This window comes from Rhodoplanes azumiensis (assembly GCF_042682915.1).
In the GTDB taxonomy this organism is placed as follows: domain Bacteria; phylum Pseudomonadota; class Alphaproteobacteria; order Rhizobiales; family Xanthobacteraceae; genus Rhodoplanes; species Rhodoplanes azumiensis.
Genome location: NZ_JBHUIW010000010.1, coordinates 61681 through 75487, shown reverse-complemented (window position 1 = coordinate 75487; position 13807 = coordinate 61681). Strand labels below are relative to the sequence as shown.

At 70.7% G+C, this 13807-nt stretch carries 12 protein-coding genes; 5 read left to right on the top strand and 7 right to left on the bottom strand.

Annotation, left to right across the window (positions count from 1 at the left end; all coding sequences use genetic code 11):
* Positions 1–12: 12 nt before the first annotated feature.
* The 3 genes from sucC to zapE all read right to left on the bottom strand — a co-directional run bounded on the left by sucC (position 13) and on the right by zapE (position 3836).
* Positions 13–1179, bottom strand: coding sequence for an ADP-forming succinate--CoA ligase subunit beta (gene sucC, locus ACFSOX_RS10655; protein ID WP_378477790.1), 1167 nt, complete (start codon positions 1177–1179; stop codon positions 13–15).
* A 286-nt stretch (positions 1180–1465) separates the two neighbouring features.
* Positions 1466–2431: a malate dehydrogenase gene (mdh, locus tag ACFSOX_RS10650; RefSeq protein WP_378477789.1), complete on the bottom strand. Its 966-nt coding sequence runs from the start codon at positions 2429–2431 to the stop codon at positions 1466–1468.
* 232 nt (positions 2432–2663) lie between these two features.
* The gene (zapE, locus tag ACFSOX_RS10645) at positions 2664–3836 is read right to left on the bottom strand and encodes a cell division protein ZapE (protein WP_378477788.1); all 1173 of its coding nucleotides are present in this window, start codon (positions 3834–3836) and stop codon (positions 2664–2666) included.
* Positions 3837–4198: 362 nt separating this feature from the next.
* Here zapE and ACFSOX_RS10640 point away from each other — a divergent pair, with 362 nt between their 5' ends.
* Positions 4199–4837: a GNAT family N-acetyltransferase gene (locus tag ACFSOX_RS10640; RefSeq protein WP_378477787.1), complete on the top strand. Its 639-nt coding sequence runs from the start codon at positions 4199–4201 to the stop codon at positions 4835–4837.
* Here ACFSOX_RS10640 and thpR read toward each other — a convergent pair.
* Positions 4792–5355, bottom strand: coding sequence for an RNA 2',3'-cyclic phosphodiesterase (gene thpR, locus ACFSOX_RS10635; RefSeq protein ID WP_378477786.1), 564 nt, complete (start codon positions 5353–5355; stop codon positions 4792–4794). The genes ACFSOX_RS10640 and thpR overlap by 46 nt on opposite strands.
* A 30-nt stretch (positions 5356–5385) precedes the next feature.
* Positions 5386–6003: an arylesterase gene (locus tag ACFSOX_RS10630; RefSeq protein ID WP_378477785.1), complete on the bottom strand. Its 618-nt coding sequence runs from the start codon at positions 6001–6003 to the stop codon at positions 5386–5388.
* A 238-nt stretch (positions 6004–6241) separates the two neighbouring features.
* Between ACFSOX_RS10630 and ACFSOX_RS10625 the strand changes: the two genes are divergently transcribed.
* The 4 genes from ACFSOX_RS10625 to ACFSOX_RS10610 all read left to right on the top strand — a co-directional run bounded on the left by ACFSOX_RS10625 (position 6242) and on the right by ACFSOX_RS10610 (position 11739).
* Positions 6242–7027, top strand: coding sequence for an ABC transporter ATP-binding protein (locus ACFSOX_RS10625; RefSeq protein ID WP_378477784.1), 786 nt, complete (start codon positions 6242–6244; stop codon positions 7025–7027).
* Positions 7024–9612 carry an ABC transporter permease gene (locus ACFSOX_RS10620; RefSeq protein WP_378477783.1) on the top strand — a complete coding sequence of 863 codons (2589 nt, stop codon included), beginning with the start codon at positions 7024–7026 and terminating at the stop codon, positions 9610–9612. The genes ACFSOX_RS10625 and ACFSOX_RS10620 overlap by 4 nt, the downstream gene beginning before the upstream one ends.
* 238 nt (positions 9613–9850) lie before the next feature.
* The gene (locus ACFSOX_RS10615; RefSeq protein WP_378477782.1) at positions 9851–10672 is read left to right on the top strand and encodes a Bax inhibitor-1/YccA family protein; all 822 of its coding nucleotides are present in this window, start codon (positions 9851–9853) and stop codon (positions 10670–10672) included.
* Between the two features lie 305 nt (positions 10673–10977).
* Positions 10978–11739, top strand: coding sequence for a Bax inhibitor-1/YccA family protein (locus ACFSOX_RS10610; RefSeq protein ID WP_378477781.1), 762 nt, complete (start codon positions 10978–10980; stop codon positions 11737–11739).
* 98 nt (positions 11740–11837) lie between these two features.
* On the opposite strand, the gene ACFSOX_RS10605 is transcribed toward ACFSOX_RS10610, so the two are convergent.
* Both ACFSOX_RS10605 and ACFSOX_RS10600 read right to left on the bottom strand, forming a co-directional pair.
* Positions 11838–12221, bottom strand: coding sequence for a DUF2794 domain-containing protein (locus tag ACFSOX_RS10605; protein ID WP_378477780.1), 384 nt, complete (start codon positions 12219–12221; stop codon positions 11838–11840).
* Positions 12222–12728: 507 nt separating this feature from the next.
* A complete protein-coding gene (locus tag ACFSOX_RS10600; RefSeq protein WP_378477779.1) occupies positions 12729–13688 on the bottom strand; it encodes a DUF1223 domain-containing protein in 960 nt (319 codons plus the stop codon).
* Between the last annotated feature and the right edge of the window lie 119 nt (positions 13689–13807).

The following is a 13807-nucleotide window of genomic DNA, read 5'->3' as shown; positions in this document are numbered from 1 at the left end:
CCGTCGCCACCGTCACCCGCCCCGCACGGCCTTGACGATCTTCTGGGCGGCGTCGTCGAGATCGTCGGCCGACACGACGTTGAGGCCCGAGTCGGCGATGATCTTCTTGCCGAGCTCGACGTTCGTCCCTTCGAGCCGCACCACCAGCGGCACCGCGAGCCCGACCTCCTTGACGGCGGCGCACACGCCCTCGGCCAGCACGTCGCACTTCATGATGCCGCCGAAGATGTTGATCAGGATGCCCTTCACCTTCGGGTCGGCGGTGATGATCTTGAACGCCTCGGTGACGCGTTCCTTGGAGGCGCCGCCGCCGACGTCCAGGAAGTTGGCCGGCTCCTCGCCGTACAGCTTGATGATGTCCATGGTCGCCATGGCGAGACCGGCGCCGTTGACCATGCAGCCGATGTTGCCGTCGAGCGCGACGTAGGAAAGCTCGTGCTTGGAGGCCTCGATCTCCTTCTCGTCCTCCTCGGTCAGGTCGCGCAGCGCCACGATGTCGGGATGGCGATAGAGCGCGTTGCCCTCGAACGAGATCTTGGCGTCGAGGCAGATCAGCTTGCCGTCCTTGGTGACGACCAGCGGATTGATCTCCAGCATGGACATGTCCTTGGCGACGAAGGCGCCGTAGAGCTTGGTCACCAGCCCCTCGGCCTGCTTGGCGAGGTCGCCCTTGAGGCCCAGCGCCTGGGCGATGCGGCGGCCGTGATGCGGCATGATGCCGGTCGCCGGATCGACCGAGAACGACACGATCTTCTCGGGCGTCTCGGCGGCGACGTGCTCGATGTCCATGCCGCCTTCGGTCGACACCACGAAGGAGATGCGGCCGGTGCCGCGATCGACCAGCGCGGAGAGATAGAACTCCTTGTCGATCGCCGAGCCTTCCTCGATGTAGAGCCGGTGCACCTCTTTGCCGCGCGGCCCCGTCTGGTGGGTGACCAGGATCGAGCCGAGCAGGCGCTTGGCCTCCTTCTCGACGTCCTCGATCGTCTTCACCACCTTGACGCCGCCCGCCTTGCCGCGACCACCGGCGTGGATCTGCGCCTTCACCACGGTGACGGCGGAGGCGAGCTCCTTGGCCGCCTTGACGGCCTCGTCGACCGAGAAGGCCGCGACGCCGCGCGGCGTCGGCACCCCGAACTCGCGCAGCACCGCCTTCGCCTGGTATTCGTGAATGTTCATGCCACACCCCCGCTCGCGTCCGGCGGCGCCGGACGGCGTTGCCACGCTTCAGTGTCTCGGTTCGGGGCGCCGGGCCGAAGCCGCGCGCGCCCCGAGGTCGCTGTCGTATCGATCCCGGTCGACCGGTTTGCCGTCATTCCGGGGCGCGGCAACGCCGCGAACCCGGAATCCAGCGGCAAGCTCCGAACTCTCGGCTGGATTCCGGGTTCGGCGCGACGCGCCGCCGCGGAATGACCGCCGGATGGATCGACCGCACGCCGTAGCAGACCGTCGGGTCCGGGCCGCGTCAGGCCGCGAGGTCGGGCGCGATCTTCTTGCAGGCGTCGATCAGGCCCTTCACGGCGTCGGCCGACTTGTCGAAGGCGGCGCGGTCGGCGCCGGCCAGCTCGATCTCGACGACGCGCTCGACGCCCTTGGCGCCGATCACCACCGGCACGCCCACATAGGTGTCCTTCAGGCCGTACTCGCCGGCGAGATGGACGGCGCAGGGCAGCACCCGCTTCTTGTCGCGCAGATAGCTCTCCGCCATGGCGATCGCCGAGGCGGCCGGCGCGTAGAAGGCCGAGCCGGTCTTCAGGAGGTTGACGATCTCGGCGCCGCCGTTGCGGGTGCGATCGATGATCGCGTCGAGCCTCGCCTGGGTGGTCCAGCCCATCTTGACGAGATCGGGCAGCGGGATGCCGGCGACCGTCGAATACTTGGCGAGCGGCACCATGGTGTCGCCGTGGCCGCCGAGCACGAACGCCGTCACGTCCTCGACCGAGACGTTGAACTCGTCGGCCAGGAAGTAGCGGAAGCGCGCCGAATCGAGCACGCCGGCCATGCCGACCACCATGTGCTTGGGCAGGCCGGAATACTTCTGCAGCGCCCACACCATCGCGTCGAGCGGATTGGTGATGCAGATCACGAAGGCGTTCGGCGCGTACTTGCGGATGCCGGAGCCGACCTGCTCCATCACCTTCAGATTGATGCCGAGCAGGTCGTCGCGGCTCATGCCGGGCTTGCGCGGCACGCCCGCCGTGACGATGCAGACCGAGGCGCCCTCGATCGCCTCGTAGGAGTTGGTGCCGGCGTAGCGGGCGTCGAAACCGTCGACGGGCGAGGACTCGGCGATGTCCAGGGCCTTGCCCTGGGGAATCCCTTCGGCGATGTCGAACATCACGACGTCGCCGAGCTCCTTCAGCCCGACGAGATGGGCCAGCGTGCCACCGATCTGACCTGCGCCGATCAATGCGATTTTGTGCCGTGCCATTGTGGGGAAGTCCTCGAACTTTTGCTGTCCGGTGGGGGTTTCGGGTGTTATCGCGTTCCCGCTGTGCGTTCAAGTCGCGCCCCGCCGTCGCGACCGTATTCGCACCCCGGGCCTAATCCGCGCGGCCAGCGGCGCGCGAAAAGCGTGGTCGACAGTTCCTCCCGGGCGCATCCGCCCGGCGGCTCGAGCCTCTCCGCCGCGGCGGAGCGACGTGTCATGGCGCCTCGGCCGGTCACGTCTCGACCAGGCCGGCGGTGTCGCCCGACATGGCGCCGCGCTGGCCGTGCGGCTGATCGAGATAGCTCTCCGAGCCCATCTCGATCAGGCGCGACACGGTGCGCTTGAACTCGTTCGCCTCGTAGCCGACGGTGGCGTGATAGAGCCCCTCCGGCTCGGCGTCGGCGGACGCGACCAGCTTGACGCCGTGGTCGTAGAGCGTGTCGATCAGGGCGATGAAGCGCTTGGCCTCGTTGCGCTTGGCGAAGTCCATCACCGGCACGTGGTCGATGACGAGCGTGTGAAACTCGTGGGCGATGCGCAGGTAGTCGGAGGCGCCGAGCGGCTGCTCGCACAGATCGTGGAAGCTGAACCGGGCGGCGCCCATCCCGGCGCGCGGCACCTTCACGACGCGGCCCTTCACGGTCATGGTGTGATGGGTGGTCTCGTGACCGCCGGTCAGCCGATGCCAGGCATCGTCGAGCGCGGCGTCGGCCGTGGCGTCCGCCGGCGTGTGCCACACCGGCACGCCGGCGAGCTTCTCGCGGCGATAGTCGGTGCGGGCGTCGAGCCGCACCACCTCCATGTGCTCCTTCAGGAGCCCGATGAAGGGGACGAACAGGGCGCGGTTGAGCCCGTCCTTGTAGAGCTCGTCCGGCACCACGTTGGAGGTCGCGACCACCACGACGCCGCGCTCGAACAGGCGGGTGAACAGCCGGCCGAGGATCATGGCGTCGGCGATGTCGGTGACGTGGAACTCGTCGAAACACAGGAGCCACGCCTCGGCGGCGAGATCGGCCGCCGTCAGGGCGATCGGGTCGCCGCCCGCGATCTCGCCGGCCTTGAGGCGGCGCCGGTAGACGTGCACGCGCTCGTGCACGTCGGCCATGAACTCGTGGAAATGGGCGCGGCGGCGTTTCTCGACCGGGCTCGTCGCGTAGAACAGGTCCATCAGCATGGTCTTGCCGCGGCCGACCTCGCCGTGGAGGTAGAGGCCGCGCACGAAGGGCGGCCGCTTCGCCTCGCGCCCGCCGAACAGCCAGCCGAGCGCCGACGACTTCTTCGCGATCCGCTCGGTGGCCAGCCGCTCCTGCAGGGCGCCGAGCGCCGCGACGACGCGACCCTGGGCGCGGTCGCGCTCGATTTCTCCGGCCGCGACGAGGGCGGCGTATCGCTCGGTGATGGACAATCAGCGTTCCGGGTGGCGGGATCGGTCTCGGTTTAGCCGGCGCGGCGGCCGATCCACAAGCACGATGTTCGAGATTCACTCCGTCTCCGCCCGGAGCCCGGGGGCGGCGCGTCCGACGGAACCCGAGATGCGACTTTTGTCTATACGCATTCGCGCAGAGCGAGAATCCCCTCAACCCCTGCGACAGATCAAGTTTCCCGAATACCAGCGCTGCATAGTCGCCTCTGGCGTCGGGGGACGCCGCACTTATGTTGCAGTGCAACAAGAGTTGCCGGACGGAGCGTCCGGTCCGGACCAGTCCGGGAAGTGCACGGGGGAAGCGCCCGGGGATCGAAGACGCGCAAGCGCAGGAGACCCCCGGAATGCAGGAAGTGTTCATCGAAGGCGGATTGATCCGCAAGCTGTGGCCGATCGAGGCGCGCGCCTATCGGGACCATCTGTTGCGGCTCGATGCCGAGAGCCGCCGCAACCGGTTCGGCGGCGCCGTGTCGGACGAGATGATCCGCGGTTACGCGGCGCGGATCGAGGCCGACACGATCATCCACGGCTTCTTCGTCGACGGGGTTCTGCGCGGCGCCGCCGATCTGCGGCTGATCCCGCCGGCCATCAACCACGAGGCCGAGGCGGCGTTCAGCGTCGAGCGGCCGTGGCAGAGCCACGGCGTCGGCTCGGCGCTCCTGGAGCGCTGCCTGCTGGTCGCCCGCAACCGCGGCATCAAGCTGATGCATGTCGCCTGCATGTCCGAGAACCACCGGATGCAGCAGCTCGCGCGAAAGTTCGAGGCCGAGTTCTCGTTCGACTTCGGCACCGTGGTCGGCAAGGTGCAGAACCCCCGGCCGACCCCCCTCTCGGTCATGCGCGAGATCGTCACCGACGGCCACAGCTTGGCGGCCGCCTATTTCGACTTCCACGTCCGCCTGCTGCGCCCGCCGGCCGGCGAGACAACGCCGGCTCTTCACTCCTCCGCCGGACCGACGAGCGTCTCGGCCCGCAACGGATAGGCGGCCTCGACCACATAGGGTCCGCCGCCCGTCGAGGCGCGCGACGACATCAGGACGAACCGCTCGACCCGGAACGCGGCCGAGCGAAAGCCGGCCCGGGCCGCCAGATAGTCGGCGACCTGGCGCGGCGTGGTCTGGCGCAGCCGCGCCAGGGTGACGTGCGGCGAGAATTTCCGCCCCTCGGCCGGAATCCCGATTCGCTGCATCAGCCGCTCGTGCTCGGCCTGCAGCTCGACCAGCGGCGGGACGGCCGGCGCCGCCGCGAAGACGGCGCGCGGCTTGCGGCCCCCGAAGGCGTCGAGCCCGTCGAGCGCGAGGTCGAAGGCGGCGCGACGCACGCCGCCCAGCACCTGGACGACGTCGTTCGCCAGCGCGTCGTCGATGTCGCCGATGAAGCGCAGCGTCAGGTGATAGTTTTCGGGGTCGATCCAGCGCGCCCCGGGAAGCCCGCCGCGGAGCATCGTGAGCCGCTCGCCGACATCGGCGGGAATCTCCAGGGCCGTGAACAGTCTGGGCATCGCAGGCTCGCTCGGTCCGGGTCGGGTCTCTCACTTGCCGTCGCGCCGCGCCGCGGCCTGCCCGACCAGCGCCTCGACCTGGGGCAGGATACGCGCGACGATCACGCCGACGCCTTTGGCCTCCGGATGCATCCCGTCGCGCTGGTTGAGGCCGCGCTCGGCCGCCACCCCGTCGAGGAAGAACGGATAGAACAGCACGTCGTGCTTCGCGGCCAGCTCGGGGAAGATGCGGTCGAAGGCCTGCTGGTACTCCGGCCCCATGTTGGGCGGCGCCAACATGCCGGCGAGCAGCACCGGCAGGCCACGGGCCTTCAGGCGGGTCAAAATCTCGTCCAGCGCCTGACGGGTTACGGCCGGGTCGAGGCCGCGCAGCGCGTCGTTGGCGCCGAGCTCGACGATCACGCCGTCGACGTCGTCGCCCACCGCCCAGTCGAGCCGGGCGAGCCCGTCCGTCGCCGTGTCGCCCGACACGCCGGCATTGACGATGGTGACGGGCCGAGGCGTGCGACCGTTCGCCGCGAGCGCCTTCTCCAGCCGCACCGGGAACGCGTCGGCGGGCGGCAGGCCGTAGCCGGCGGTGAGCGAATCCCCGAGCGCGACGATCTTCAGCGGGGCTGCCGTGGTCCGGGACGTCGTGGTCTGAGCCATGGCGCCCGTCGTAGCCGCGAAGCCGAGCAGCGTCACGCCCGCCAGCGTGGCGAGGACCGCCGCGCTCCGGCCCGGCCGCTGGACCCGGCGTCCCGGCGTCCCATATGAGGGGGGCTGCCGTCGCGCCCGGACCCAGGCCCACCGAGACCAAGCCCACCGGGACCGCGCCGGCGCTCGGGCGCGGCCGACCGGCACTCCCGCCTTCTCCCGCCACGGACGGCGCAGCACAGACCCGACGATGGACGACACCAGCACCAAGACCCCACCCTTCGACACCGCAAGCTCCGAGACCATTCGCTCCCTCGCACCCGCCATCTCGCTCACCGGCGTCGACCTGTCGCTCGGCCGGGATGCGGCGCGGGTCCACATCCTGAAAGACATCGCCCTGGATATAGGGCGTGGCGAGGCGATCGGCCTCACCGGCCCGTCGGGGTCGGGCAAATCGACGCTGCTGATGGTGATGGCCGGGCTCGAGCGGCCGGATTCCGGCGCCGTCGTCGTCGACGGCACCGATCTCGGCGGGCTCGACGAGGACGCGCTCGCCCGCTTCCGGGGCCGCAAGATCGGCATCGTGTTCCAGTCCTTCCACCTGATCCCGACCATGACGGCGATCGAGAACGTCGCCGTGCCGCTGGAGCTCGCGGGACATCGCGACGCCTTCACGATCGCCCGCGCCGAGCTCGCCGCGGTCGGCCTGGCCGAGCGGCTCGGCCACTATCCCTCGCAGCTCTCCGGCGGCGAGCAGCAGCGCGTTGCGCTCGCCCGTGCGCTGGCGCCGGCCCCGTCGATCCTGGTCGCCGACGAGCCGACCGGCAATCTCGACGAGGCGACGGGGCGCGGCATCGTCGACCTGATGTTCGCCGGCCAGGCCGAGCGCGGCATGACGCTGGTGCTGGTCACCCACGATCCCGGCCTCGCGGCGCGCTGCGACCGTGTCGTGCGCATGCGCTCCGGCCGCATCGATTCCGACACGGCGGCCACCGCGGCCGGCCGATCCAGCGCGCCGGCGGTGGCGCCGCGATGACGGCCGCCGACGCGACCGTCGGCGCCGCGCCGCGCCGCTCCGGAACGACCGCCCGCTGGCGCACGCTGCTGCGGATCGCGACCCGCGACCTGCGCGGCGGCCTCTCCGGCTTCTCGGTCTTCATCGCCTGCATGGCGCTCGGCGTGATGACCATCGCGGGCGTCGGCTCGATCTCGCGCAGCCTGTCGGAGGGCATCGCCCAGCAGGGCCGTGCGATTCTCGGCGGCGACATCTCGTTCAACCTCGTGCAGCGCGAGGCGAGCCCGGACGAGCGGGCCTTCATCGCCGCCACCGGCGACCTCTCGGTCGCCGCCGCCATGCGGGCCTTGGCGCGCACGCCGGACGGCAAGTCGACGCTCGTCGAGCTGAAGGCCGTCGATGCCGCCTACCCGCTCTACGGACAGGTCGAGACCGATCCGCCGGCGCCGCTGTCGACCCTCCTGGCCCGCGACGGCGACGCCTACGGGGCCGTGGTCGATCCGCTTCTCCTCGCCCGGCTCGGGCTCGAGCGGGGCGCCCGGGTGACGGTCGGCGCCGCGACGTTGTTGCTGAACGGCAGCATGGTGCGCGAGCCCGACCGGCTCGCCGGCGGGGTCGGCTTCGGGCCGCGCGTGCTGGTGAGCGAGGAGGCGCTGCGCGCCTCCGGCCTGCTCCAGCCCGGCAGCCTGGTGCGCTGGCTCTATCGCGTGCGGCTTCCCGGCGATCCGATCGTCGGGTCCGAGGCCGTCGAGGCGGCGGCGAACCGGCGCTTCCCCTCGGCCGGCTGGGAGGTGCGGGCGAGCGGCAACGCCTCGCCGGCGCTGGAGCGCAACATCGACCGCTTCACCCAGTTCCTCACGCTGGTCGGTCTCACGGCGCTCCTGGTCGGCGGCGTCGGGGTCGCCAACTCGACCCGCCATTATCTCGACCGCAAGCGCGACACCATCGCCACGCTGAAGTCGCTCGGCGCCACCGGCGGCCAAGTGGTCGGGCTCTATTTCGTGCAGATCCTGCTGCTCGCCGCGATCGGCGGCGGCATCGGGCTTTTGCTCGGCGCTGCGCTGCCCTTCGCGATCGCCGGGGCGCTCGGCGCCGTGCTGCCGCTGCCGCTCGCCCCGACGCTCCATCTCGACGTGCTGGCCCTGTCGCTGCTCTACGGGCTCCTCACCGCCGTCGCCTTCGCGGCTTGGCCGCTCGGCCGCGCCCACGACGTGCCGGTCTCGGCGCTGTTCCGCGACGCCGTGACGCCCGATCAGCGCCGCCCGCGCCGGCGCTACATGGCGGCGACCGCACTCGCCGCGCTGGCGCTCGCGGCGCTCGCCATCGGCGCCTCCTACGACCGGCGCATCGCGCTCGCCTTCGTCGGATCGGCGGGCGCCGTGCTGCTGCTCCTGCGGCTCGTCGCCAGCGCCGTGATGGCGGCGGCGCGGCGCGCGCCGCGGGCGCATTCGGCGGTGCTGCGCCTCGCAGTCGCCAACATCCACCGGCCGGCCGCCTTGACGCCGACCGTCGTCATCTCGCTCGGGCTCGGCATGGCGCTGCTCGTCACCATCTTGCAGGTCGACGGCAACCTGCGGAACCAGCTCACCGCGACGCTGCCGGAACGGGCGCCGTCCTTCTTCTTCCTCGACATCCCGACCCGCGACGGCGACCGCTTCGACGCGCTGGTGAAGGCCCGCGGCGAGGTCGCGACGCTGGAGCGGGTGCCGATGCTGCGTGGCCGGATCGTCGCGGCGAACGGGGTGAAGGCCGAGGATCTGAAGATCCGCCCCGACGCCGCCTGGGCGCTGACCGGCGACCGCGGCATCACCTATGCGGGCACCGTGCCGCCGGGCTCGCGCGTCGTCGAGGGAACCTGGTGGGGCGAGGACTATCGCGGCCCGCCGCTGCTCTCGCTGGAGAAGCGCATCGCCGAGGGCATCGGCCTGAAGCTCGGCGACACGCTCACCGTGAACGTGCTCGGCCGCGACATCACGGCGCGCATCGGCAACATCCGCACCGTCGACTGGCAGTCGCTCGGCATCAACTTCGTGCTGGTGTTCTCGCCCGGCGCCTTCGCCGGGGCGCCGCACACCGACATCGCCACCGTGACGTTCCGCGACGGCGGCACGCCGGCCGAGGAGGCCGCGCTCCTGACCGCGGTGGCGCAGGGCTTCCCGGCCGTCACGCCGGTGCCGGTCAAGGACGCGCTCGGCGAGGTCGCGCGCGTCGTCGGCAATCTCGCGCGGGCCGTGCAGGGGGCGAGCGGCATCACGCTGCTCTCGGCCGTGCTGGTGCTGGCCGGTGCGCTCGCCGCCGGGCATCGCCACCGCGTCTACGACGCCGTGGTGCTCAAGACGCTCGGTGCCACCCGCCGGCAGCTCGTCGGCGCCTATCTGGTCGAATACCTGCTGATCGGCGCCGCCGCGGTGCTGTTCGGCATGCTGGCCGGCTCGATCGCCGGGTGGCGGATCGTCGCGGGCCTGATGAACCTGCCGTTCGTCTGGCAGGCCGGCCCGGCGATCCTGGCGGCGCTCGGCGCGCTCGCCGTGACGGTCGCGTGCGGGCTCGTCGGCACCGTCGCGGCGCTGGGGCGCAAGCCCGCCGGCGTGTTGAGGACTCTTTAACGATGGTTCTGCGAGGTGATCGGGCGAGGCCCGCGGGCGGACCGGTTTGCGACAACACGCCGCTGAACAAATGTCGGTCGTGCCAAGCGAATTCGCGGTTTGCGACAATCCGTCGCCGACGCGCCCGACCGGCTGCTCGCATATAATGGGCACATATCGAGCCGCCTCATCTCGGCGGGCTCGACCCGCGGGGCGACACGCCGCGGATTGGCGAACAACACGAGAAGGGGGTTCGACGATGTCGGACTACGAGCGTCACACGATCGGGGCGGCCTATGGGACGGTGCCGCGTGCCGAGGCGGCGGCCATCGATGCCGGCCTGCGCGCCTACATGCTGCGCGTCTACAACTACATGGTCCTGGGCCTCGCGATCACCGGCCTTGCCGCGCTCGGCATCTACATGATCTCGGTCACGGGCGACCCGGCTTCGGCGGCCCGCGCGGTGATGCGCGGCGGCGTCGAAGGCCCGGCCCGCATCGGCAGCATGTACCTGACCCCGATCGGCTACGCGGTCTTCGTCTCGCCGCTGAAGTGGCTCGTCATGCTGGCGCCGCTCGGCCTCGTCTTCGCGCTCTCGTTCGGCGTCGAGCGCATGCGCCCGGCGACCGCGCAGCTGCTGTTCTGGGTCTACGCCGCGCTGGTCGGCCTGTCGCTCGGCTCGATCTTCATGGTGTTCACCCACACCTCGGTGGTGCGGGTGTTCTTCATCACGGCGGCCTCGTTCGGTGCGCTGAGCCTGTGGGGCTACACGACCCAGAAGGACTTGTCCGGCATGGGCTCGTTCCTGATCATGGGCCTGGTCGGCATCATCATCGCGAGCCTGGTCAACATCTTCCTCGGCTCGACCATGATGCAGTTCATCATCTCGGTGATCGGCGTGCTGGTGTTCGCCGGCCTCACCGCCTACGACACCCAGCGCCTGAAGAACGAGTATCTCTACGGCGCGATGTCGGGCGACGTGATGGAGCGCTCGGCCATCATGGGCGCGCTGTCGCTCTACCTGAACTTCATCAACCTCTTCACCATGCTGCTGCAGCTCTTCGGGCAGCGCGAGGAGTGACGTCGCGGCGGCACGCGCGCGTCGTTCGACCGACCGGGGCCGCATGCGGCCCCGGTTCGCTTTTGGAGCCTGTCGCCACACGGCAGGCCGCCTCGCAGCCTCGCCGGCGGGGTCACCGAAGGGCGCCGAAGCGTCCTCGGGCGTCGAAAACCGTTTACGACGACACCTGATGGCGAAAATGTCATGCGGCCTGACGCCCCGGCGGGCTTCACCGCGCCGCGCCGGCGTCCTACATTCCAGCCAGGTTTGATGGGTGCGGGCTCCCCCCGAGCCCGCCATCGGGTGGACAGAAAGGATCTTCCCCCATGTCGGACTTCGATCGCCATACCATCGCGTCCCGCGGCTATGCGGGCGACCGCGCCGTCGCGGTCGATGCGGGCCTGCGCGCCCACATGATCACCGTCTACAACTACATGGCGGGTGGCGTCGCGCTCACCGGCATCACGGCGTGGCTCACCTACCAGCTCGCCGTGGTCACCGACGCGGCCGGCAACATCACCGGCCTCACCGCGTTCGGTCAGACGCTGTTCGGCAGTCCGCTGATGTGGGTGCTGGTGCTCGCCCCGCTCGGGCTGGTGTTCTTCCTGAGCTTCCGCATCAACAGCCTGCAGGCCGGCACGGCCCGCACGCTGTTCTTCGTCTATGCCGGCCTGCTCGGCGTGTCGCTCGCCTCGATCTTCATGGTCTACACGGCGGCGTCGATCACGAGGGTGTTCTTCATCTCGGCCGCCGCCTTCGGCGCGCTGAGCCTGTGGGGCTACACGACCCAGAAGGATCTCTCGGGCATGGGCTCGTTCCTGATCATGGGCCTGTTCGGCCTGATCATCGCGAGCCTCGTGAACATCTTCCTGAAGTCGAGCGGGCTCGACTGGGCGCTGTCGGTCGCCGGCGTCCTGATCTTCGCCGGGCTCACCGCCTGGGACACCCAGAAGATCAAGGAGATGTACGACGTGAACGACGACGGCACCCTGGCCGGCCGCAAGGCCGTGATGGGCGCGCTGTCGCTCTATCTCGACTTCATCAACCTGTTCCTGATGCTGCTCCGCCTGGTCGGCGACCGCCGCTGACGCGGCCCGCAGCCCCGGGACGCAAGCCCCGACACGAAACGCCCCGGCCTCGCCCGGGGCGTTTTCGTTCGGCCGACCAGCGCGCGCGGGCCCCGCGTTCAGCTCACCACTCGCAGGCTCACCCGGTCGAGCTCGCGCAGCACGCGGTCGAGCTCGTGGCCGACCTTGACGATCAGCCCGGTCGCCGAGACGACCCGCCAGGCGCCCTGGCGGCGCGACAGCTTCGGCGTCTTCTCGATGCGATAAAGCGGCACCTCGGCGGTGCGGCGGAACACCGAGAAGACGGCCCGGTCCTTGTGGAAGTCGATGGCGTAGTCGCGCCATTCGCCGGACGCGACCTTGCGGCCGTAGAGGCCGAGGATGCGGCTGAGCTCGCGCTTGTTGAAGGTGACGCGGGAGGGGGTGGACGGGAACGCGGCGAGCACCGCTCCCTCGCCCGCGCGGGACTCGCTCGGGTCGCTGTCGCCAAGCTCGAGGCTCATCCGGCTCCTCCTGGTGAGGGGTGTCGTCGAAGGGTCGTGATCCCGTCATGATCACCTCGGCGCCGGCCGAGGGCAAGGGCGTCCGGGCCGCACCGGCCGGCGGCCGCGACGCCGGGCTCACGCGCCCTCACGGGCCGATCACGCATTCGTCAATCGCTTCATAAGTTTGCCGAAATTCGGCCTCGCCCCGGCCGGGCCGGGATGCGATCACGGCACCATCGGCCTAGGGTCCGGTCCGAGAAGAGAACCGGTTCCTCAGCCCCCCAGCCCCCCGGGCTCGTAAGGGCCGGACCCTGGCGTCGATGAACCGGTCGGCTTCGCCACCGGTTCGGGTTCATCCCGCGCGTACACCCGCGCGCACGCATGGCTGCCGGCCTGTGACACGGCCTCGACCATGCGAAAGGGCCGGTTTTTCCGGCCCTTTTTTCTTTACGCGACCGCGGTCGGGCCGTCCGTCGGGCGGCCGCGTCGGCAGTGCGACGGCCCGGTCCGCTGAAGCTGCTCGTGTCAGTGCAGCCGCTCGAAGGCGGCGCCGTAGATCGCGCCGGGCGCCTTGGCGCTGCCGCCCTGGATCAGCACCGCGACGGCGTCGATCGTCTCGCCGATCCGATCGGCGCGCAGCTCCGCGACCGGCACCGACCAGGTGCGCTGCGCCCCGGTCCAGTCGCCGAGCTTCATCCAGCGGCGAACGACGTTGCTGTAGACGATGGTGCGGCCCTGATTCTCGCCGCGACCGACCGCGACCTCGACGGCCGAGGTGACGCCGAGGAGCCAGACCTCGCCGGTCGTCGCCGGAACCGGCGCGCCGGCGACCGCCGCCACGGCGGGGCGAACCGGCTCGGTGCTCACCGACACCTTGCCGTCGGCGACCGACAACCGCACCGGGACCGACATCGCCAGGCCCCGGGCGCGGCCGCGCACCACCGCGGCCTCGATCGCCGACCGGTCGCTGCCGAGCGCATGCGCCGTGCCGTTGATCACCACCTGCGGCGTGTAGACGGAGCGGTCGCCGCGCGCGTGCGAGTAGGCGGCCTGACGGGCCGTGTGGCGCGGATCGGCGAGCGTGTCCCTCCAGCCCAGATAATCCCAATACGTGACCGGCAGACTGACCGCCACCAGGGTCGGATCGGTCTTGAGCTCGGCGAGCACCCGATCGGCGGCCGGACAGGACGAACAGCCCTGGCTGGTGAACAGCTCGACGACGGCGCGGACCTGGCTGCCGAGGGCCGCCGGCAGCGCCGGGCTGGACTGGGCGGACGAAAGCTGCGGGGCGCCGGCCGGTCCCGGTCCCGGTGCCGGCGCCGGCACGGCGAGCGAGCGGGTCGGCGGCGCCACGGCGGCGGGTGCCGCGGCTTGCGGAGGACTGGAAGACTGCGCCCGGGCCGGAACAGCGGTCGCAATTGCGAGGCCGGATCCGATCAGGCCGATCACGAGACCGCCGGTCCATCGCGCGCGTCTCGTTCTCATGCTCGACCTCGTCATCGACTGGGACGCTGCCGCAGGAACGGGCGGCGCGCCGGGCGGTCCGTTGCGACGGACCCGATATTGTTGTCCTCGAAAGGCCTTCGGGCGTCCTGAGGGGTGGG

Excerpts from the sequence above, each read along its gene's own strand:
- sucC (WP_378477790.1), bottom strand. The coding sequence starts at position 1,179 with ATGAACATTCACGAATACCAGGCGAAGGCGGTGCTGCGCGAGTTCGGG.
- mdh (WP_378477789.1), bottom strand. The coding sequence starts at position 2,431 with ATGGCACGGCACAAAATCGCATTGATCGGCGCAGGTCAGATCGGTGGC.
- ACFSOX_RS10640 (WP_378477787.1), top strand. The coding sequence starts at position 4,199 with ATGCAGGAAGTGTTCATCGAAGGCGGATTGATCCGCAAGCTGTGGCCG.
- thpR (WP_378477786.1), bottom strand. The coding sequence starts at position 5,355 with ATGCCCAGACTGTTCACGGCCCTGGAGATTCCCGCCGATGTCGGCGAG.
- ACFSOX_RS10630 (WP_378477785.1), bottom strand. The coding sequence starts at position 6,003 with ATGGCTCAGACCACGACGTCCCGGACCACGGCAGCCCCGCTGAAGATC.
- ACFSOX_RS10625 (WP_378477784.1), top strand. The coding sequence starts at position 6,242 with ATGGACGACACCAGCACCAAGACCCCACCCTTCGACACCGCAAGCTCC.
- ACFSOX_RS10620 (WP_378477783.1), top strand. The coding sequence starts at position 7,024 with ATGACGGCCGCCGACGCGACCGTCGGCGCCGCGCCGCGCCGCTCCGGA.
- ACFSOX_RS10615 (WP_378477782.1), top strand. The coding sequence starts at position 9,851 with ATGTCGGACTACGAGCGTCACACGATCGGGGCGGCCTATGGGACGGTG.
- ACFSOX_RS10610 (WP_378477781.1), top strand. The coding sequence starts at position 10,978 with ATGTCGGACTTCGATCGCCATACCATCGCGTCCCGCGGCTATGCGGGC.
- ACFSOX_RS10605 (WP_378477780.1), bottom strand. The coding sequence starts at position 12,221 with ATGAGCCTCGAGCTTGGCGACAGCGACCCGAGCGAGTCCCGCGCGGGC.
- ACFSOX_RS10600 (WP_378477779.1), bottom strand. The coding sequence starts at position 13,688 with ATGAGAACGAGACGCGCGCGATGGACCGGCGGTCTCGTGATCGGCCTG.